The following is a 19377-nucleotide window of genomic DNA, read 5'->3' as shown; positions in this document are numbered from 1 at the left end:
GCCTCGGTGCCACACTCTGGGGACAACTCGTCGTCAATGCGGGATGCCGTCGACGAATCAGCCGCGCGGGGATCTTCCGTCGTAGTTTCGGGCAACCCACCCTCATTCACCCTTTTCCATGGAAACTCTCATTGACGTGTCCTCTTTTCGCTCGAAAGGGGGAAACATTGCTCCGCCCGACCCCATTTCCCGGGGTTCCGAGACGTCGAATGTCCCATTCGGAGCGATCCGCTCCGTTGTCCACAGACTCGACCCGCAGCCTGTGGATAAACAGGCCCCCAGGGTGTGGATTTCTGTGGACAACCCAGGTCCCGGCCGCCACCCGAATGCCGGGGAATACTGGGTCGTGACCGCTCCGCGCGCACCGGTAGCCTGGTGCCGTGATTGACCTTCGCCTGCTTCGTGAGGACCCTGACCGAGTGCGCGCCTCCCAGCGCGCCCGTGGAGAGGACGTCGCCCTCGTCGACTCCCTCCTGTCTGCCGACGAGCGGCGCAGGTCGTCCGGCGTCAGCTACGACGAACTGCGCAACGAGCAGAAGTCGCTCGGCAAGCTGATCGGCAAGGCCTCCGGCGAGGAGAAGGCCGAACTGCTGAAGAAGGCCGGCACGCTCGCCGCGGACGTGAGGGCCGCCGACGCCGAGCGTGACGAGGCCGCCGCCGAGACGCAGCGCCTCCTCCTCCAACTGGGCAACCTGGTGCACCCCGAGGTCCCGGTCGGCGGCGAGGAGGACTTCGTCACCCGCGAGACCCACGGCACCATCCGCGACTTCGCGGCCGAGGGCTTCGAGCCCCGCGACCACCTGGAGCTCGGCCAGCTGCTGGGCGCCATCGACGTGGAGCGCGGCGCCAAGGTCTCCGGTTCCCGCTTCTACTTCCTTACCGGCGTCGGCGCCCTGCTGGAGCTGGCCCTGGTCAACGCGGCGATGGCCCAGGCCACCGCGGCCGGTTTCACCCCGATGCTGACCCCGGCGCTGGTCCGACCGCAGTCGATGGCCGGCACGGGCTTCCTCGGCCAGGCCGCCCAGGACGTCTACCACCTCCAGGACGACGACCTGTACCTGGTCGGCACCTCCGAGGTGGCGCTCGCGGCGTACCACATGGACGAGATCCTGGACGCCGACCGGCTCCCGCTGCGCTACGCCGGCTTCTCGCCCTGCTTCCGCCGCGAGGCCGGTTCGCACGGCAAGGACACCCGCGGCATCTTCCGGGTCCACCAGTTCGACAAGGTGGAGATGTTCTCCTACGTCGCTCCGGAGGACTCGCAGGCCGAGCACCAGCGCCTGCTGGAGTGGGAGAAGCAGTGGCTGACCTCGCTCGAGCTGCCGTACCGGGTGATCGACGTGGCCACCGGCGACCTCGGCTCCTCGGCGGCCCGCAAGTACGACTGCGAGGCGTGGATCCCGACCCAGGGCAAGTACCGCGAGCTGACCTCGACCTCGGACTGCACCGAGTTCCAGTCCCGCCGCCTGCAGATCCGCATGCGTGACGAGAAGGGCACCCGCCCGCTGGCCACGCTGAACGGCACGCTCTGCGCGGTGCCGCGCACCATCGTCGCCATCCTGGAGAACCACCAGCAGGCCGACGGCTCGGTGCGCGTCCCCGAGGTCCTGCGCCCCTACCTCGGAGGCCGTGAGGTCCTCGAGCCGGTGGCCAAGTGACGAGGTCGTTCCCCTACCGGCTGATCGCCACCGACCTGGACGGCACGCTGCTGCGCTCCGACGACACGATCTCGGAGCGCACCCGTGACGCGCTCGCCGCGGCCACCGCGGCGGGCGCGGCCCACATCGTGGTGACCGGGCGCGGCGTGCCGTGGACCCGGGACGTGCTCGACGACCTGGGCTACCGGGGCATCGCCGTGTGCAGCCAGGGCGGCCAGGTGTACGACGCCGGCGCGCGTCGCCTCCTGACCTCGGTGACGCTGGACCGCAGGATCGCCGAGCTGGCACTGGCGAAGATCGAGGCGGAGACCGGGCCGCTGTTCGTCGCCGCGGCCCGCGACGGTCTCGACGGGAACGTGCTGGTCGCCGACGGTTACCGCTCGGTGGGCAACCTGCCGGCCGTTCCGCTCACCGACCCCGCCGACCTGTGGGCGGCGCCGCTGAGCAAGCTGTACATCCAGCACCCGACCATGGGCGACGACGAGCTCACCGAGACGGCCCGGAGGATCGCCGGCGGGTTCGTCACGGTGGTGATGGCGGGCGCGGGCATCGTGGAGCTGCTGCCGCTGGGGCTGACCAAGGCCACCGGCCTGTCGCTGGCCGCCCGGCGGCTGGGCGTGAAGGCCGCCGAGACCATCGCGTTCGGGGACATGCCCAACGACATACCGATGTTCCGGTGGGCGTCCTGGGGAGTGGCCATGGCCGAGGCGCACGCCGAGGTCAAGGCGGTCGCGGACGAGGTCACCACGTCCAACGACACGGACGGCATCGCGGCCGTCCTGGAGCGCCTGCTCGGCTGACGTCACCCCGTGCCGCGGGGGTGGTTCCGGGCGGGGCGGCCCGCGCGGGGCTGTGCACCCGCGCGCTCGAAGCGGCCGCCCCGGGCGGCTCCCGGCGGCACGTACGCGGCGGGGTAACGAATCCCACCGGCGTCGGCGCGGGCCTGCCATGTCGGGGGCCGGGGCCTTTCCTCCCCGTCCCCGCTCCCGGACCACGGCGCGCCCGAGATGTCCCGGCGCGCCGTCCTTCACTGTGCCCGGTCGGGCCACCGTGCCGCCACCGAATTAGCGGGCCGGCGCGCCGCCCTGGACGCTCACTTCCGCCGCCACCTGCGGCGTCGGGCCTTGCTGAAGAACCAGCCGGCCGGCGGCTCGTCCGCCCGCCAGGGCTCCGGCTCCGGCGGCTCCCGCCGCCAGCGCGCCGCCAGCATCCTCGCCCGCCCGGACGGCTCCTGGACCGTCGCGCCGCGGACGAAGTCCTCGTCCAGGACCAGCCCGTCCCAGTCGTCCGACCCCGCCGTCCCGTCCGGCTTCGCCGCCATCTCCCCGTACCTCCCGGACCGGCTTCCCGGCTCCCCCGAATTCCTCTGACGCCCAGTGTGCCGGGGCGGAGGGGAAACCGGAATCCAGTTCGAGAAGAAGGGCGGCGGTTCGGCAGTCGCCCCGGCGGACCCCCGCGCCGTGACCGGAGCGGGGCACGGACCGACCGCGACGCGCAGGCGCGCCCGCCGCGTCGCGGTCAGCGTGGCGGGCGGCCCCGCCCGCCACGTGCCGAGGACGTCACTCCTCGGTGGCCGGCGTCAGGCTGCGCAGCCGGCGGACCCCGTACCAGGTGGCCACGACGGTGACCACGGTCAGCAGCACCGCGCCGGTGCCCATGTCGACCTCCGAGGTGATCAGCTTCCCCTCGGCCAGGTCGCCGCCGACCGCCAGCGCCCACTGCTGGACGCTGAGCGAGCGCGCTCCCGCCACGTAGGAGCCGAGCAGCGTCTCCCAGATCAGCGTGTACACCAGTCCGACGACCACCGCGTGCCGGGTGAGGGTGCCCAGCATCAGGAACAGCGAGGCGTAGGCGACCGAGGCCACCAGCGCCGCCACCGTGTAGGCGACGGCGATCCCGTCCGCGGTGCCGACGAGGATCAGTGCGGCGATCAATGTGGGGACGGCCGAGAAGACCATCGTGACCGCGATCGCCACCACCAGCTTGGTGAGCAGCACGGTCCGCCGCTGCACCGGCTTGGCCAACAGGTACATGACCGAGCCGTCGTCGATCTCCGGACCGATCGCCCCGGTCCCGGCGATCACGCCGATGATCGGCACCATCGCGGCCAGCGCGAACCGGCCGAGCACGTCGGTGGAGCTCCGCGGGTCACCGTCGGCCAGCAGCCGCACGGCGACGGCGATCAGCACCAGCAACGACGGCAGGATGCCCAGGACGAGGGCCCGGCGCCGGCCGAGCAGGGCCCGGTAGGTGAGCCGGGCCACCGTGGGATGGAACACTGTGAACATCGTGAAGCCTCCTAGGCCGCTTCGCCGCTACGCCGCGACAAGGTACGAGAAGACGGACTCGAGGGACTCGTCCGACGGCGACACCGTGTAGAGCCGGATGCCGTGTTCCCGCGCCACCTTGGGCAGCAGTTCGGTGAACCGGCCGAAGTCGGCCGCCTGGATCACCAGGGCGTCCTCGGCGGCGTCCACCTCGATGCCGGAGGTCGACGGATCGGCGATCAGCGCCGCCGCCAGCGCCCGGTCGTCGCTGGAGCGGACCAGGTAGCGGTGCGGGCGGTCGGTCATCAGGCGGCGGATGGAGCGGAAGTCGCCGCTGGCCGCGTGACGTCCGGCGACCACCACCTCGATGTGCGAGGCCACCTGCTCGACCTCCTCCAGGATGTGCGAGGAGAACAGGACGGTGCGGCCCTCGTCCCCCATTCGGCGCAGCACGTCCATCAGCTGCATCCGCTGGCGCGGGTCCATGCCGTTGAACGGCTCGTCGAGCAGCAGCACCGAGGGGTCGTGCACCAGCGCGGAGGCCATCTTCACGCGCTGCCGCATGCCCTTGGAGTAGGTGCCGATCTTGCGGTCCTGCGCGTGCTCCATCTCCACGAGGGCCAGCGCCCGCTGCGCCTCCGCGGCGCCCAGCCCGTGCAGCTCGGCGTTGGCGACGACGAACTGGCGGCCGGTCAGGAAGTCGTACATCGCCTCCCGTTCGGGCACGATGCCTATCTCCCGGTAGACGCTCTCGTTGCGCCACACCGGGCTGCCGTCGAGGGTCACGGACCCGGCGGACGGGGCGAGGAAGCCCGCCATCATGTTGATCAGGGTCGACTTCCCGGCGCCGTTGGGCCCGAGCAGGCCGGTGACGCCCGGTCCGACGTCCACGGTGATGTCGTTGACGGCGACCACGTTGCCGAACCAGCGGGAGACGTGGTCTAGCTGGATGGTGGTCACAGCCCGGCCTTTCGGTAGCGGCGGATCAGGAGGCCGTAGGAACCGGCGATCAGCACGGCCACGACCAGCAGGTAGACGATGCCCTGGGTGGTGGACGGCCCGGCGTCGCCCGGGAAGGGTGCGCCGTCGCCGAGGAACGCGTGCTGCAGTCCGTAGATCAGCGTGCTCGGCGAGAACAGGCCGAGCCAGGACACCGCTCCCTTGGCGTCGTTGAGGTCCGCGGCCACCTGCAGCGTGGAGACCGCCGCGAAGGACAGCATCATCACGGCGATCACGGCGGCGACGCCGAAGCCCCGGCGCGGCGTGAGGGCGGCGACGACCAGGCCGATGCCCGAGTAGAGCAGGGCGAGCACGGCCGCCCCGGCGAGGCCCTCGGCGAAGGCCGAGGTCTGGTTCGCGAAGTCGAGCTTGGCCAGCAGCGCACCCGCGTAGAGGACCACCTGCGGCAGCGCGGTGAGCATGAAGACCGCACAGGCCATGGCCAGGTACTTGGCGCGGACGTAGTCGGAGAATGCGATCGGGCGGGAGAAGTACAGGGGCATGGTCCGGTACCTCAGGTCCAGGGAGACCGCCTGGGGAGCCTGCGCGGCGAGGAACAGGGTGATCACCATCTCGAAGCCCGCCGTGTACTCCACGTAGGTCATCGGCAGTTCCGCGGCGCCGCTCATCATGGTGACCGCCACCGCGATCACGGCGGGCAGCGTCATCACGCAGGTGATGAGCACCGGCACGATCTTGGAGCGGGCGGAGCGGCCGAGGCCGAAGGCGCCGCGCAGCGACTGCGCGAACAGGGAGCGGCGGGCGTAGGCACGGCCCAGGCGGGGGCCGTCGTAGCCGCGGTAGCCGATGTCGTGGATCCGGCTCTCAGGTGCGGCGCCGTTCCCGGGACGCGCCGTCCCTCCGGGCCCGCCGGACGGCGTGAGGCTATCGGTCGTCATGGCGGAAGACCTCCGAGATGTGGTGCCGGCGCTGTTCCATGCGCACGAGGCCGAGGCCGAGGCCGGCGACGGTGTCGCGGATCAGGTCGTAGGTGTCGTCGCCGTCCGCGGTGAGCAGCAGGATGCGGCCCGCCCCTGGCAGCCCGGCGCCGCCGTCCTCGGTGCGCACGCCACGGGCTCCCAGGGCCTTGCGGAGCGCGTCGATCCCGTCCGGGTGCTCGTCGCTGTCGGTGACCTCCACGGCGAGGGTGGCGGTGGACCGGGTGAAGTCGGTGGTGGAACTGGAGCGCAGCAGGGTTCCGCCGTCGATGACGACGACGTGGTCGCAGGTGCGCTCGAGCTCGCCCAGCAGGTGCGACGTGACCAGGACCGAGATGCCGAAGTCGCTGTGGATACGGCGGATCAGGTCCAGCATGTCGTCCCGGCCCGCCGGGTCCAGGCCGTTGGTCGGCTCGTCCAGCAGCACCAGGTCCGGGTCGTGGACGAGGGCCTGGGCGAGCTTGACCCGCTGCTTCATGCCCGTGGAGTAGCCGCCGATGGGGCGGTAACGCTCCTCGTACAGACCGACATGGCGGAGGGTGTCGGCGGTGCGCTCACGGGCGGCGGTCGGCGGCAGGCCGGACATGCGCGCCATGTGGACGACGAACTCGGTGGCCGAGACGTCGGGCGGCAGGCAGTCGTGCTCCGGCATGTAGCCGACCCGGGCGCGGATCGCGGACCCCTCGGTCCCGACGTCCAGGCCGAGCACCTCGGCGCGCCCCTCGGTGGCGGGGGCGAGACCCAGCAGGATCTTGATCAGGGTCGATTTGCCGGCGCCGTTGGCGCCGACCAGACCGGTCACACCGGACCCGATGTCCAGGGTGAGCCGGTCGAGGGCGGTCACCCGGGGGAACCGCTTGCTCAGGCTTTCGGTCAGGATCACAGTCACGGAGATGACGGTAGGGGCATGACGCGCACACGTCGTCCACCAGGAGGGGTCTCCCCGCTCAGCCTCCAGGTGTAGGGGACGTATAAGGGTCATCCCCGAAGGGGAGACGCGGGCCACGTCTCCTCCGGGGACGGGGCGTTGACGCGGTGTCCGACGGCTGCCAGATTCACAGGCCTGGGCGGCGGCCACGGCGACGGCGACGGCGGCTTGGGCGACGGCCACGACGGCGGCGGGCGGGACGGCGGCCGCCAACGACGACGGTCGGTGGCAGCAGCAGCCGAACGACGGCAGGGGTGGAGGACGGATGGCACTCAAGGGCGCGCGCGAACGCATGGTGCGGTCGGGGAAGGTCGACCTGTGCGTCGCGGAGCTGGGACCGGCCGACGGCGAGCGGCCGACGATCGTCCTGCTCCACGGCTATCCGGACACCAAGGAGATATGGAGCGAGGTGGCCGCGCGGCTCGCCGAGCGGTTCCACGTGGTGGTCTACGACGTCCGCGGACACGGCGGTTCCACCGCTCCGCGCCCACCGCGCGGCGGCTACACCCTGGAGCGGCTGGGCGACGACTTCCTGGCCGTCGCCGAGGCCGTGAGCCCCGGCCGCCCGGTGCATCTGGTCGGGCACGACTGGGGATCGGTGCAGAGCTGGGACTTCGTGACGCGGCCCCGGACGGCGTCCCGGATCGCCTCGCTCACCTCGATCTCGGGCCCATCCCTGGACCACTTCTTCCTCTGGATACGGCGAGGGCTGACCCGGCCGGCCCCGCGCCGGACCGTCCGGGTCCTCGGCCAGGCGGCCAGGTCCTGGTACATGGCCGCCCTGCACGTCCCCGTGGTGCCCGAACTGCTCTGGCGGGGCACGCCTGCGCTCACCCGTACCTGGCGGGCGATGCTCAAGAAGTTCGAGGGGGTGGAACCCGAGGGGTATCCCACGGCCAGCCTGGGCACCGACGGCGCCCGAGGAGCCTGGCTCTACCGGGACAACGTCCCGTCCTCGCTGCGGACGCCGCGCGTCGACGCGTACACCGATCTGCCGGTCCAGCTGGTCGTCGCCCTGCGGGACCCGTTCCTCTCACCTGCCCTCTACGACGGCCTCGAGCGCTGGGCTCCGAAGCTGGTGCGGCGCACCCTGCCTGTCGGGCACGCGGTGCCGCTGACCCGGCCGGACCAGCTCGCCCGGTGGGTCGACGGCTTCGTCACCGACGTGGAGGCCGGACGGACGCCCACGCCCCGGCGGCCCGGGCCCGCGGCGGAGCGCTTCGCCGGACAGCTGGTCCTGGTCACGGGCGCGGGCGGCGGGGCCGGGCGGGCCACCGCGCTGGCCTTCGCGCAGGCGGGCGCCCGGGTGGTGTGCGTGGACGCGGACGGCGAGGACGCGGCAGCCACCGCGGCGGCGGCCCGCGCCGCCGGCGCACCGAGCGCCTGGTCGGAGACGTTGGACGTTGCGGACGCCGACGCGGTGGGACGGCTGGCCGAACGGGTCCGGGCCGGGCACGGCGTGGTCGACGTCCTGGTGCACTCCTCGGCCGCCCTGCCGGGGTCGCTGCTGGACACTCCGCCCGGCATGTGGGAACGCGCCCTGGGTGCCGGGATCGGCGGCGCGGTCCATGTGGCGCGGGCCTTCGCGCGCCACATGGTCGACCGGGCTCAGGGCGGCCATGTGGTGCAGCTCGCCGGAGTCGGTGCGGGCGCGGCCGGGACGGCGGCGGTGAGCGAGGCGCTGCGGACGGAAGTGGCGGTGCGCGGCGGCGGCATAGGCGTCTCCACGGTCCTCCCGGCGCGGACCGGCCGTCGGATCCCCCCGGAGCGGCTCGCCGCGGCGGTGCTCGACGCGGTGCTCCAGGGACGGCCGGAGGTCGAGGTGGCTCCCGAGCCTCCTGGTGCGCGTGTGCTCGCACGGGTGGTCAGGCGGGTGCGCCAGGACCGCTCACCGTCCGCATAGCGGCGAAGTTGTCCACAGGTTGGTCGCGTTTTCCTGTGGAGAACCGTAATTCGCTGTGGATCAAACCCCGAATACGTGAGACTTGGCCCACATGAACACCTCTTCGGAAGGCGCCGGCATCGACGACCGGCGCATGGTCAAGGTCTCGAAGTACCTCTCCCGCCATCTGCGACATCAGCCCGACCGGATCGGCATCACCCTCGACCCAGGCGGCTGGGTGGACATCGAGACTCTGCTGACGGCCGCCGCGGCCCACGGATTCCCGATCGGCCGGGACGAACTCGACCACGCCGTCTCCGCCAACGACAAGCGCCGCTTCGCCATCGACGGCACCCGCATCCGCGCCAGCCAGGGGCACACCGTGGAGGTGGATCTCGGCCTGGCACCGGTCGCACCGCCGCCGTTCCTCTACCACGGCACGGTGGCCCGGAACCTGGAGCCGATCCGCACCGAAGGGCTGCGGCCGATGGCCCGCCACGACGTCCACCTCTCGGCGGACCGTGAGACGGCCACCCGGGTGGGGGCCCGCCGGGGCCGGCCCGTGATCCTCACGGTCGATTCCGGAGCGATGCACCGGGACGGGCACGTCTTCCACCGCAGCGCCAACGGCGTCTGGCTGACCCGTGCGGTACCGCCGGAGTACCTGCGCTTCCAGGAGGGCCGAGCAGGCGAGGGGTGAGAGGGAGCGAGGGGCGGGGTTGAGCGGAGGTGGCATGTTTCACGTGAAACGTCCCGGCCTTAGGCTCGCTTCATGAGCTTGCGTCTGAGCACCGTGATTCTGCCCTACCGTCGCTGGCACGAGGGTGGGCGAGCCGCCTGGGAGCGGGCCGAGGGGCTTGGCTTCCACACCGCCTACACCTATGACCACCTGTCCTGGCGCAGCTTCCGGGACGGCCCGTGGTTCGGCGCCGTGCCCACCCTGACCGCTGCCGCCGCCGTGACCTCCCGCCTCCGGCTGGGCACCCTGGTCACCTCCCCGAACTTCCGCCACCCGGTGACTCTCGCCAAGGAGCTGATCTCCCTGGACGACATCTCCGAAGGCCGCATCACCCTGGGCATCGGCGCCGGAGGCACCGGTTTCGACGCGACCGCCCTGGGCCAGGAGCCCTGGACACCACGTGAGCGGGCCGACCGGTTCGCCGAGTTCGTTCCGCTGCTGGACCGGCTCCTCACCCAGGGCTCGGTCTCCTTCACCGGCGACCACTACTCGGCACACGAGGCCCGCAACATCCCGGGCTGCGTCCAGCGACCCCGGCTGCCCTTCGCGGTGGCGGCCACCGGCCCCCGGGGGATGCAGCTGGTCGCCCGCCACGGACAGTCCTGGGTGACCACCGGCGACCCGACGATCTTCGAGACCGGCACGCCGGAGGAGTCCGTGGCCGCCATCCGCCGCCAGACCGAGCGCCTGGCGGACGCCTGCGCGGCGATCGGCCGGGACGCGCAGGAACTCGGCAAGGTTCTGCTCACGGGCTTCACCCCTGACCGCAACGTCCCACTCGAGTCCGTGGACGCCTTCGTGGACTTCGCCGGCCGGCACGCGGAGCTGGGCTTCTCCGAGCTGGTGATCCACATGCCGATCCCCGACTCGGACTTCGACGTGGACGAGAAGGTCTTCGAGCGCATCGCCACCGAAGCACCGGCGCAATTGAGCTGACGCCTGGCCGGGGGCTGACCGCAGGCGCCCCCGGCCAACCCGGCATATCCGGGGGAATCGAGCATTCAGTGGTCGATTCTCACTCAGATGTGCGGGCATCCGCACGCACGTGCTGGCATATGCGCGAGAATGGCGGGGTGACCTCAGCTCTCGAAGCGCCCGCGACCCGGGCCCACGCTGCAGTTCCGCCCCGGCTGATCGCCACCGACCTGGACGGCACTCTGCTGCGGGACGACAAGTCCGTCTCGCCCCGCACCGTCGCCGCGCTGGCCGCCGCCGAGGCCGCCGGGATCGAGGTCTTCTTCGTCACCGGCCGGCCGGCCCGCTGGATGGAGGTCGTCAGCGATCACCTGCACGGGCACGGGCTGGCCATCTGCGGCAACGGCGCCGCCGTGGTCGACCTCCACGAAGGCCCGGGCCACCACCGTTTCACCATGGTCCGCGAGGTCGGTCACGCCAATGCCCGGGAGACCGTGCGGCTGCTGCGCGAGGGGGCCCCCGGCACCGTCTTCGCCATCGAGCAGACCTACGCCTTCCACCAGGAGCACGCCTACCCGAGCATCCACGTGGAGCGGCCCGACTCCTACGGGGACGCCGACGAGCTGCTGGCCCCCGGTGGGGCCGCCGCCCGGTTGCCGGTGCTCAAGCTGCTCGCCTTCCACCCCGCGCTGGAGCCGGACGCCTTCCTGTCCCTGGCCCGCACCGTGGTCGGCGACCGGGTCACGGTCACCCGGTCCAGCCCCACCGCCCTGGTGGAGATCAGCGGTCCCGGCGTCTCCAAGGCCAGCACCCTCGCCATGTGCTGCGCCGTGCGCGGCATCTCGCCCGAGGAGGTCGTGGCCTTCGGGGACATGCCGAACGACATCGAGATGCTCACCTGGGCCGGCCAGGCGTACGCCATGGGCAACGCCCACCCCGACGCCCTGCGTGCGGCGGGCCGCCGGACGGCGGCCAACAACGAGGACGGGGTGGCGGTCGTCATCGAGAAGATCCTGGCCGAGCTGCCGTAGCTCCGCGGCGCGGCTGCGGCCGACGGGTCAGCCCAGCGGGACACCGCGTGCCGACAGCCAGGGAACGGGGTCGAGCGCCGAGCCCGTCCCGGGGCCGACCCGCACCTCGAAGTGCAGGTGAGGTCCCGTGGAGTTGCCGCTGGTCCCCGACTGAGCGATCCACTGCCCCGCCGCCACCCGCTGCCCCTGGTCCACGCCGACCGCGGCCAGGTGGGCGTACTGGGTGAAGTGGCCGCCAGGGTGCTCGAGCACCACCTCGATGCCGAACGGGCCTCCGCAGGACACCTTCACCACCCGGCCCTCACCCACCGCGCGTACCGGGGTGCCGATCGGTACCGCGAAGTCCTGCCCGGTGTGCCGGCTGGCCCACCGGGCGCCGCCCTGCCCGAACCCGGCCGACAGCGTGTAGCTCTCCACCGGCGCCACCCACGGTCCCGCGGCCGGCCGACCGGGCTGTTCCAGCGGCACCGCTCCCCGGCAGGACCCGGCAGCGACCGAGGCGTCCGCCCGGCTCTGCAGCAGTCCCTGGGCCTCCTCCAGCGTGCTCTGGATCTCCCGGCGCATCCCGGCCAGCTCGGTGGACCGTTTCTCCAGCCGCTGCCGCCGCTCCGCGGCCTCCCGCCGCTCCGTGGAGAGCCGCCGTTCCACCCGGCGGCTCCTCTCGATGACGTTGTTCACTGCCAGGTCCGCCCGCCACACGGCGCGGTGACTGTTCATCAGCGCCTCGGGATCGTCCGCCAGCAGCAACTGGGCCGAGACCGGAAGGCCCCCGCCCGCCCGGTACTGCGCCCTGGCGTACCGGCCGAGGTCGGCACGCAGCACCTCGGCCTCCCGCCGGTTCACGGCCAGCAGGCGGTCCAGCGCGCCGGCCCGTACCCGCTCCTTCTCCAGCCGGCGGGTACCGGCCTCGTACTGCGAGGTGGCCCGGGCAGCCTCCTGGTAGAGGTGCGCCACCCGGGTACTGAGGCCGCCGTCGTCGGGTGGCGCGGCAAGCGCCTGCTCCCCCTCGGCGGCCGCGGGACGCACGGCCAGCGCGACCAGGGTGCACAGCAGGACGGGAAAGAGGGGCAGGGAGCGGCGAGGTGAGGGCATGTCAGTGATCGTCGTGCCGTCACCGGCGCACGGCCCGTCGAGGGCGTACGGCCGGGGGAACCCCTGCGGCAGCCGGGTGAGCGCGGGACGGCGCCCTCCTCCGGCACCGCCGCCCTGGGGGTGCGCCGGTTCAACCCCCTGGCCTCGACGCGCGGCCACGTACCCTTCACGCCACCCGGTCCCGCCCGGGCGTGCCAGTCACGGCACCAGGCGCACCCAGGGCAGCAGGGCAGCAGGGCACGAGCCGGGCCGGAGCCATGCACGAGCCCGGCACGAGCCCGGCAACGTGGTCGCGCGCGGCCCGCCCGCCGCCACCCCCCTCACGCGGCCCCCGCCGAGGCGGGACGGCCGGCGAGGGACTCCGCCGTCTCCTCGCGGGCGACCATCGCGCGGAACGGGCCGTCGACCCGGACCAGTTCCGCGTACCCGCCGCGCTGCACCACCCGGCCGCCGTCCAGGACCATCACCTCGTCCACCGCCTCCAGTCCCGCCGTACGGTGGGTGATCAGCACGGTGGTGTGCCCCTCGGTGGCGGCGAGCAGGTCCGCGGTGAGCGCGTCGGCGGTCGGCAGGTCCAGATGCTCGGTGGGCTCGTCCAGCACCAGCACGGGGAAGTCCGCGAGCAGGACGCGGGCCAGGGTCAGCCGCCGGTGCTGGCCCCCGGACAGCCGGGCACCATGCTCGCCGATCAGGGTGTCCAGGCCGTCGGGGAGGGCGTCTGCCCACTCCAGCAACCGCACCCGCCGCAGGACCGTGCGGAGCTCCGCCTCGGTGGCGTCCCTGCGGGCGATCAACAGGTTCTCCCGGATGCTGCTGTCGAAGAGGTGGGCGTCCTGGGCGCAGAGCCCCACCACCCGGCGTACCTCGTCGCCGTCCATCGCGCGGATGTCGACCCCTCCCAGGGCGCAGACCCCGGCCTCCGGTTCCACGAACCGCAGCAGCACCTGCGCCAGGGTGGTCTTGCCCGCACCGGAGGGCCCCACGACGGCCACCCGGCGGCCCGGCTCCAGCCTCAGGTCCACACCGCGCAACGCGGCGCTCGCCCCGCCGGGATGACGGGCCACCAGCCCACGGACTTCCAGGGGGAAGGGCGAGGCGGGTACCGGACGAGGGGACTCCGGCTCGCGCACGGGGTCCGGCGCGTCCAGCACGTCGAAGACCCGCCCGGCGCCACGCCGCACCCGCTGCCGGTGCTGGGCGGCGAGGGGCAGGCCGAGCACGGCCTCGAAGGCGGCGAGCGGTGTCAGCACGACCACCGCGGTGAGCAGCCCGTCCAGCCTCCCGGCGGCCACCGCGGGGACGGCGGCCAGCGCCATGGCCGTCGCCGTGAGGCCACCGATCAGCGCGGTCAGTCCGTCGCCCAGTGCGCTCGCGGAGGAGGTGCGGGCGGCGATCCGCGTGAGGACGGAGTCCGCGGCGCGGGCATCGGCGAGCCGGGCGGGCAGCGCGCCGGCGACCGTGGACTCGGCCGTCCCGGTGAGCAGGTCGGCGACCCGGGTGGCCAGGACACCGCGGGCCGGGGCCAGCCGGGCCTCGGCCCGCCGCGCCACCGCCGCCGTCAGCACGGGCACCCCCACGCCGGCCGCCAGCAGCCCCACGGCCAGGACGGCGCCCGCCTCGGGGAGCAGCCAGGCGGTGAACGCCACGGAGCCGGCGGAGACGACCGCCGCCGCTCCCACGGGCAGCAGCCAGCGCAGCCAGTAGTCCTGCAGCGCGTCCACGTCGGAGACGAGACGGGACAACAGGTCACCGCGGCGTGCGGTGCGCAGCCCGGCGGGCGCCAGGCGCTCCAGCCGCGCGAAGACGGCGACCCGGGTATCGGCGAGCATGCGCAGCACGGCGTCGTGCGAGACCAGGCGCTCGGCGTACCGGAAGACGGCGCGGCCCATGCCGAAGGCGCGGGTCGCGGTCACCGCGATCATCAGGTACAGCACCGGAGGCATCTCGGAGGCACGGGAGATCAGCCACCCGGAGGTGGCCATCAGCCCCACCGCGCTGCCCAGCGCGAGACTTCCCAGCACCAGTGCGAAGACCAGCCGCCCTCGCCGCGCCCCGGACAACGCCCGCACCCGCCGCAGCACGCCGAGCGTGCCACCCGGCATGGTGTCGGCCTCCTGCGCGTCCGCCCGGGCCGGGACGCCCTGCCCGTCCACGGTCGTCCCCCGGACCATCGGCCCCGTGGCCTGACCGGGGGTTGCCGGGTCGGTGTCGTCGGAGCCGAGCAGGCCCTCCCGTCCGCTCCCGACGACGCCGAGGGCGGCAGCCGCCACGGTGCCCGGGGCGCCTTCTCCATGGGCGACGTGGCCGGAGGCACCGCCCCGGCCCAACCGGCCGGAGGTACCGCCCCGGCCCAACCGGTCGGGGGCACCACCCCGTCCCAACCGGTCGGAGGTACCTGCGGGACCAAGCCGGTCGGGGCCGCCTTCCGCACCCAGCCCGCCGGACGCATCGGCCAGGCCCAGCCGGACCACACGGTCGGCCACCGACAGCAATGCGGGGCGGTGGACCACCAGGATCACCGTGCGCCCGGCCGACAGCCGCCGCACCGCCTCCGTGACCTCCGCCTCCGTCGCACCGTCCAACGCCGCCGTGGGCTCGTCGAGCAACAGCACCGGACGGTCGGCCAGAAACGCGCGGGCCAGCGCGATCCGCTGCCGCTGCCCGGCCGACAGCCCGACGCCGTCCTCCCCCAGGATCGTGGCGGCCCCCTCCGGGAGGGCGTCCACGAAATCCAACGCCCCCGCGTCGGCCAGCGCCCGCCGCACCTCGGCGTCGTCGGCCTCCGGGCGGGCCAGCCGCACGTTCTCCGCCACGCTCCCCGCGTACAGGTGGGGCCGCTGCGGCACCCACGCGATCCGTGACCGCCACGCCTGCGGATCGATCTCCGTGAGGTCCACACCGCCCACCCGCACCCGCCCCCGGGACGGCCGCGCGAACCCGAGCAGCACCCGCAGCAGCGTGGACTTGCCCGCGCCGCTGGGACCCGTCAGCGCCACCACCGCACCGGGCTCCACCGTGAAGGAGACAGCGGCGACCGCGTCCTCCGTACGCCCCGGATACCGCACGGCGAGGTCCTCGACCGTGATCGTCGTGTCCGCCGGCACCGGCCGGGTGCCCGCCTCCGGCAGCGGGGTCTCCAGCACCGCGAAGACCTCCTCCGCGGCCGCCAGCCCTTCGGCCGCCGCGTGGTACTGCGTCCCCACCTGCCGCAACGGCAGATAGGCCTCCGGCGCCAGAATCAGCACCACCAGGCCGGTGTAGAGGTCCATCTCCCCGTGGACCAGCCGCATGCCGACGGTCACCGCGACCAGCGCCACCGACAACGTGGAGAGCAGCTCCAGCGCGAACGACGAGAGGAAGGCGATACGCAGCGTGCGCAGGGTGGCCCGCCGGTATGCGTCGGTGATCCGGCGGATCGACTCCGCCTGGGCCTTGGCCCGCCCGAACACCTTCAGCGTGGGCAGTCCGGCGACCACGTCGAGGAAGTGACCGGAAAGCCGCGACAGCAGCCGCCACTGCCGGTCGGTGTGGGCCTGGGTGGCCCAGCCGATCAGCGCCATGAAGAGGGGGATCAGTGGCAGGGTGCCCACGATGATCGCTGCGGAGACCCAGTCACCGGTGACGATCCGGGCCAGCACCGCCACCGGCACCACCACGGCCAGGCCCAACTGGGGCAGGTACCGGGCGAAGTAGTCGTCGAGGGCGTCCACCCCCCGGGTCGCCAGGTTCACCAGCGATCCGGTGCGCTGCCCGTCCAGCCAGGAGGGACCGAGGGCGGCTGTCCGTGCCAGCAGCCGCCCTCGGAGTTCGGACTTGACCGCCGCGCTCGCGCGGTGCGCCGCGAGCCCGGTCAGCCAGGCGACCACTCCTCGCCCGCAGGCGACGGCGGTCAGCCACAGCAGTGGGGTGACCAGCTCGCCGGTGGACAGCCCCTTCTGGAAGGCACCGACCACCACCTCCGCGATCAGCGTCGCCTGGACGACGACCAGGCCCGCACCCACCAGGCCCAGGGCCACCACCGCGGCCAGGAAGACACGGGTGGCGCGCGCGTACCGCACCAGTCGGGGATCCACCGGTTTCACGTGAAACCTCGTCCGTCAGTGGCTCGCGGCGATGTGCCGCGTGCCGATCCGCTTGCGGAACACCCAGTAGGTCCACGACTGGTACAGCAGCACCACCGGCGTGGCCGCGAGGGCGCACCAGGTCATGATCTTCAGGGTGTAGGGGCTGGAGGAGGCGTTGGTGACCGTGAGGCTCCAGTTCTCGTCCAGCGTGGAGGGCATGACCTCCGGGAAGAGCGACAGGAAGAACACCGCCACCAGCGCCACCACGCTCAGGCCGGAGCAGACGAACGACCATCCTTCGCGGCCGGCCCGTCCGGCCAGCATCGCGCCGGCCAGCGCGGCGAGAGTGATCACCGCCGCGACCAGGCTCGGCAGGTCGCCCCGCGAGAGCAGCGTCCAGACCAGGAAGCCGACCAGCGGCAGGGCGGTGACCACGCCGAGCCGCACGGCGAGCCCGCGTGCCCGGTCCCGGATCTCCCCCTCGGTCTTCAGCGCCGCGAAGACCGCACCGTGGAAGGTGAAAAGGGTCAGCGTCACCGCACCACCCAGCAGGGCGTAGGGGTTGAACAGGTCTCCCAGGGTGCCGACGTACTCCAGGTCCCGGTCGATCCGCAGTCCCCGGACGATGTTGGCGAAGACCACACCCCAGAGGGCCGCGAGGAGCAGCGAGGTCCAGAAGATGGCCGACTCCCAGTTCCGCTGCCACCTCTCGCCGGACCGCTTCACCCGGTACTCGAAGGCCACTCCGCGCAGGATCAGGCAGAGCAGGATCACCAGCAGCGGCAGGTAGAAGCCGGAGAACAGGGTGGCGTACCACTCGGGGAACGCGGCGAAGGTGGCGCCGGCGGCGGTCACCAGCCAGACCTCGTTACCGTCCCAGACGGGGCCGATGGTGTTGATCAGCACCCGCTTCTCGGTCCGGTCCCGGGCCAGCAGCCTGGTGAGCACGCCTATGCCGAAGTCGAATCCCTCCAGGAAGAAGTAGCCGGTCCACAGGACGGCGATCAGGACGAACCAGAGGTCGTGCAGTTGCAGTTCCATGCGAGGCGACTCCCTGCCCGCTAGTACGAGAAGGCCATGGGCTTGTCGGCGTCGCGCGGGTCGCCGCCGATCCTGGTGGGCGGGTTGAGGTCCGCCTCGGTGAGCTCGGGCGGGCCGGCTTTCACGTACTTCACGAGCAGCTTCACCTCGACGACCGCGAGGACCGCGTAGACCACCGTGAAGAGGAGCATCGAGGCGAGGACCTCGCCCTGGCCGACGCCGGGGGAGACGGCGTCACGGGTCTGGAAGACGCCGAACACCACCCAGGGCTGACGGCCCATCTCGGTGAAGATCCAGCCCCATGCGTTCGCGATCAGCGGGAAGGCCATGGTCCAGGTGGCCACCCGCCAGTAGAGCCGGGTCGCCCGGGGGCCGAGGGCCTTGCCGCGCGGCAGCAGGACCAGGTGCGGCACCTCGTCCTCGCCGGTCCGCAGGCGCTGGGGGAGCAGGAACCTCTTGCGGGTCAGCCACAGGCCGAGCACACCCACCCCGAGGGAGGCCATGCCGAAGCCGATCATCCAGCGGAAGCTCCAGAAGGCGACCGGGATGTTGGGCCGGTAGTCACCGGGGCCGTACGTCTCCTGCATCTCCTCGTTGATGTCGTTGATGCCCGGCACGTAGTGGTCCAGGTCCGAGTCGGCGAGGTACGAGAGCAGCCCGGGGATCTCGATGGCCACCGTGTTGTGACCCTTGTCGACGTCGCCGTAGGCGAAGAGCGAGAACGGAGCCCCGCGCTCGCCCTCCCAGAGCGCCTCCGCCGCCGCCATCTTCATCGGCTGCTGCTCGAACATCACCTTGCCCAGCACGTCACCGCTGACCGCCGTCAGCAGGCCGCCGACCGCCACGGTCATCAGGCCCAGCCGCAGGGAGGTGCGCATCTCCGCGATGTGACGGCCCCGGGCCAGGTGGTAGGCGGCGATCCCGACCATGAAGGCGCCACCGGTGAGGAAGGCGGCGGCCAGGCTGTGGAACACCTGGGCGAGCGTGGTGTTCTGGGTCAGCACCAGCCAGAAGTCGGTGAGTTCGGCGCGGCCCTTCTCCTCGTTGATCCGGTAGCCGACCGGATGCTGCATCCAGGAGTTGGCCGCCAGGATGAAGTAGGCCGAGAGGATGGTGCCGATGGAGACCATCCAGATGCAGGCCAGGTGGATCTTCTTCGGCAGCTTGTCCCAGCCGAAGATCCACAGGCCGATGAAGGTGGACTCGAAGAAGAAGGCGATCAGGGCCTCGAAGGCCAGCGGCGCCCCGAAGACGTCACCCACGAAGCGCGAGTAGGCGGACCAGTTCATGCCGAACTGGAACTCCTGCACCAGGCCGGTGACCACGCCGAGCGCGATGTTGATCAGGAAGAGCTTGCCCCAGAACTTGGTGGCTCTGAGGTACTTCTCCTTGCCGGAGCGCACCCATGCCGTCTGGAGCCCGGCCGTGAGAGCGGCCAGCGAGATCGTCAGCGGGACGAACAGGAAGTGGTAGACGGTCGTGATGCCGAACTGCCAGCGCGCGAGCGTCTCGGGGGCCAGGGCGAGGTCCACGTGTTCTCCTTCACAGCGGTGCCTCGAGGCGGAGGTTTGTTCCACCAGATCCGCACATGGGGGCATGAACATGCGCGCTTGTGAAAGCGTTCACATTCACAAGCTATTATCAGCATGTAGGCCGAACGGCCGTACAGGGGGGTACCCCCTTCGGTCCAGGACGGCCGAAACCCGCCCATCCGTCCGGCTCCGCCCTCCGCCCTCCGCCCTCCGGCCTCGCGCCCGGTTCTGCGGCCGGTTCCGGGCCGGTTCCCGCCCGGTCCGACGGCCGGCTCCGCGCCCGGAAACCGC

At 72.4% G+C, this 19377-nt stretch carries 15 protein-coding genes; 6 read left to right on the top strand and 9 right to left on the bottom strand.

The window, feature by feature from the left end:
* Positions 1-380 precede the first annotated feature (380 nt).
* Both serS and GBN72_RS22455 read left to right on the top strand, forming a co-directional pair.
* Positions 381-1658, top strand: a complete 1278-nt coding sequence (serS, locus tag GBN72_RS22460) for a serine--tRNA ligase (RefSeq protein ID WP_151773661.1) — start codon at positions 381-383, stop codon at positions 1656-1658.
* Positions 1655-2458 (top strand): HAD family hydrolase, encoded by an 804-nt coding sequence (locus GBN72_RS22455; protein ID WP_151773660.1) that lies wholly within the window; start codon positions 1655-1657, stop codon positions 2456-2458. The genes serS and GBN72_RS22455 overlap by 4 nt, the downstream gene beginning before the upstream one ends.
* A gap of 293 nt (positions 2459-2751) precedes the next feature.
* Here the strand turns inward: GBN72_RS22455 and GBN72_RS22450 are convergent, their stop codons facing one another.
* From GBN72_RS22450 to GBN72_RS22430, 5 genes are all read right to left on the bottom strand, one after another.
* Positions 2752-2979, bottom strand: a complete 228-nt coding sequence (locus tag GBN72_RS22450) for an SGM_3592 family protein (RefSeq protein WP_151773659.1) — start codon at positions 2977-2979, stop codon at positions 2752-2754.
* Positions 2980-3217: 238 nt separating this feature from the next.
* Positions 3218-3937 (bottom strand): ABC transporter permease, encoded by a 720-nt coding sequence (locus GBN72_RS22445; protein WP_151773799.1) that lies wholly within the window; start codon positions 3935-3937, stop codon positions 3218-3220.
* Between the two features lie 36 nt (positions 3938-3973).
* Complete coding sequence (locus GBN72_RS22440; protein ID WP_151773658.1) at positions 3974-4885, bottom strand: ABC transporter ATP-binding protein; 912 nt, start codon at positions 4883-4885, stop codon at positions 3974-3976.
* Positions 4882-5823 (bottom strand): ABC-2 transporter permease, encoded by a 942-nt coding sequence (locus GBN72_RS22435; RefSeq protein WP_170315366.1) that lies wholly within the window; start codon positions 5821-5823, stop codon positions 4882-4884. The genes GBN72_RS22440 and GBN72_RS22435 overlap by 4 nt, the downstream gene beginning before the upstream one ends.
* A complete protein-coding gene (locus GBN72_RS22430; protein ID WP_246212793.1) occupies positions 5810-6745 on the bottom strand; it encodes an ABC transporter ATP-binding protein in 936 nt (311 codons plus the stop codon). The genes GBN72_RS22435 and GBN72_RS22430 overlap by 14 nt, the downstream gene beginning before the upstream one ends.
* A gap of 310 nt (positions 6746-7055) precedes the next feature.
* Here GBN72_RS22430 and GBN72_RS22425 point away from each other — a divergent pair, with 310 nt between their 5' ends.
* From GBN72_RS22425 to GBN72_RS22410, 4 genes are all read left to right on the top strand, one after another.
* The gene (locus GBN72_RS22425; protein ID WP_151773656.1) at positions 7056-8693 is read left to right on the top strand and encodes an SDR family oxidoreductase; all 1638 of its coding nucleotides are present in this window, start codon (positions 7056-7058) and stop codon (positions 8691-8693) included.
* 118 nt (positions 8694-8811) lie between these two features.
* Positions 8812-9372, top strand: a complete 561-nt coding sequence (locus tag GBN72_RS22420; protein WP_151773797.1) for an RNA 2'-phosphotransferase — start codon at positions 8812-8814, stop codon at positions 9370-9372.
* A gap of 72 nt (positions 9373-9444) precedes the next feature.
* Positions 9445-10347: an LLM class flavin-dependent oxidoreductase gene (locus GBN72_RS22415; protein ID WP_151773655.1), complete on the top strand. Its 903-nt coding sequence runs from the start codon at positions 9445-9447 to the stop codon at positions 10345-10347.
* A 119-nt stretch (positions 10348-10466) separates the two neighbouring features.
* Entirely contained in the window at positions 10467-11357 is an 891-nt protein-coding gene (locus GBN72_RS22410; RefSeq protein WP_151773654.1) for a Cof-type HAD-IIB family hydrolase, read from the top strand.
* A 27-nt stretch (positions 11358-11384) separates the two neighbouring features.
* Here the strand turns inward: GBN72_RS22410 and GBN72_RS22405 are convergent, their stop codons facing one another.
* The 4 genes from GBN72_RS22405 to GBN72_RS22390 all read right to left on the bottom strand — a co-directional run bounded on the left by GBN72_RS22405 (position 11385) and on the right by GBN72_RS22390 (position 19086).
* Positions 11385-12449 (bottom strand): M23 family metallopeptidase, encoded by a 1065-nt coding sequence (locus tag GBN72_RS22405; RefSeq protein ID WP_151773653.1) that lies wholly within the window; start codon positions 12447-12449, stop codon positions 11385-11387.
* A 320-nt stretch (positions 12450-12769) separates the two neighbouring features.
* On the bottom strand, positions 12770-16531 hold the full coding sequence (cydD, locus tag GBN72_RS22400) for a thiol reductant ABC exporter subunit CydD (protein WP_151773652.1): 3762 nt from the start codon (positions 16529-16531) through the stop codon (positions 12770-12772).
* 15 nt (positions 16532-16546) lie between these two features.
* On the bottom strand, positions 16547-17548 hold the full coding sequence (cydB, locus tag GBN72_RS22395) for a cytochrome d ubiquinol oxidase subunit II (RefSeq protein ID WP_151773796.1): 1002 nt from the start codon (positions 17546-17548) through the stop codon (positions 16547-16549).
* 26 nt (positions 17549-17574) lie between these two features.
* Entirely contained in the window at positions 17575-19086 is a 1512-nt protein-coding gene (locus GBN72_RS22390) for a cytochrome ubiquinol oxidase subunit I (RefSeq protein ID WP_151773651.1), read from the bottom strand.
* Between the last annotated feature and the right edge of the window lie 291 nt (positions 19087-19377).

Origin of the sequence: Streptomyces abyssomicinicus (assembly GCF_008974245.1) — a bacterium.
Classification (GTDB): domain Bacteria; phylum Actinomycetota; class Actinomycetes; order Streptomycetales; family Streptomycetaceae; genus Streptomyces; species Streptomyces abyssomicinicus.
The sequence above is the reverse complement of the archived record's forward strand: the minus strand, read 5'-3'. Positions and strand labels throughout refer to the sequence as shown.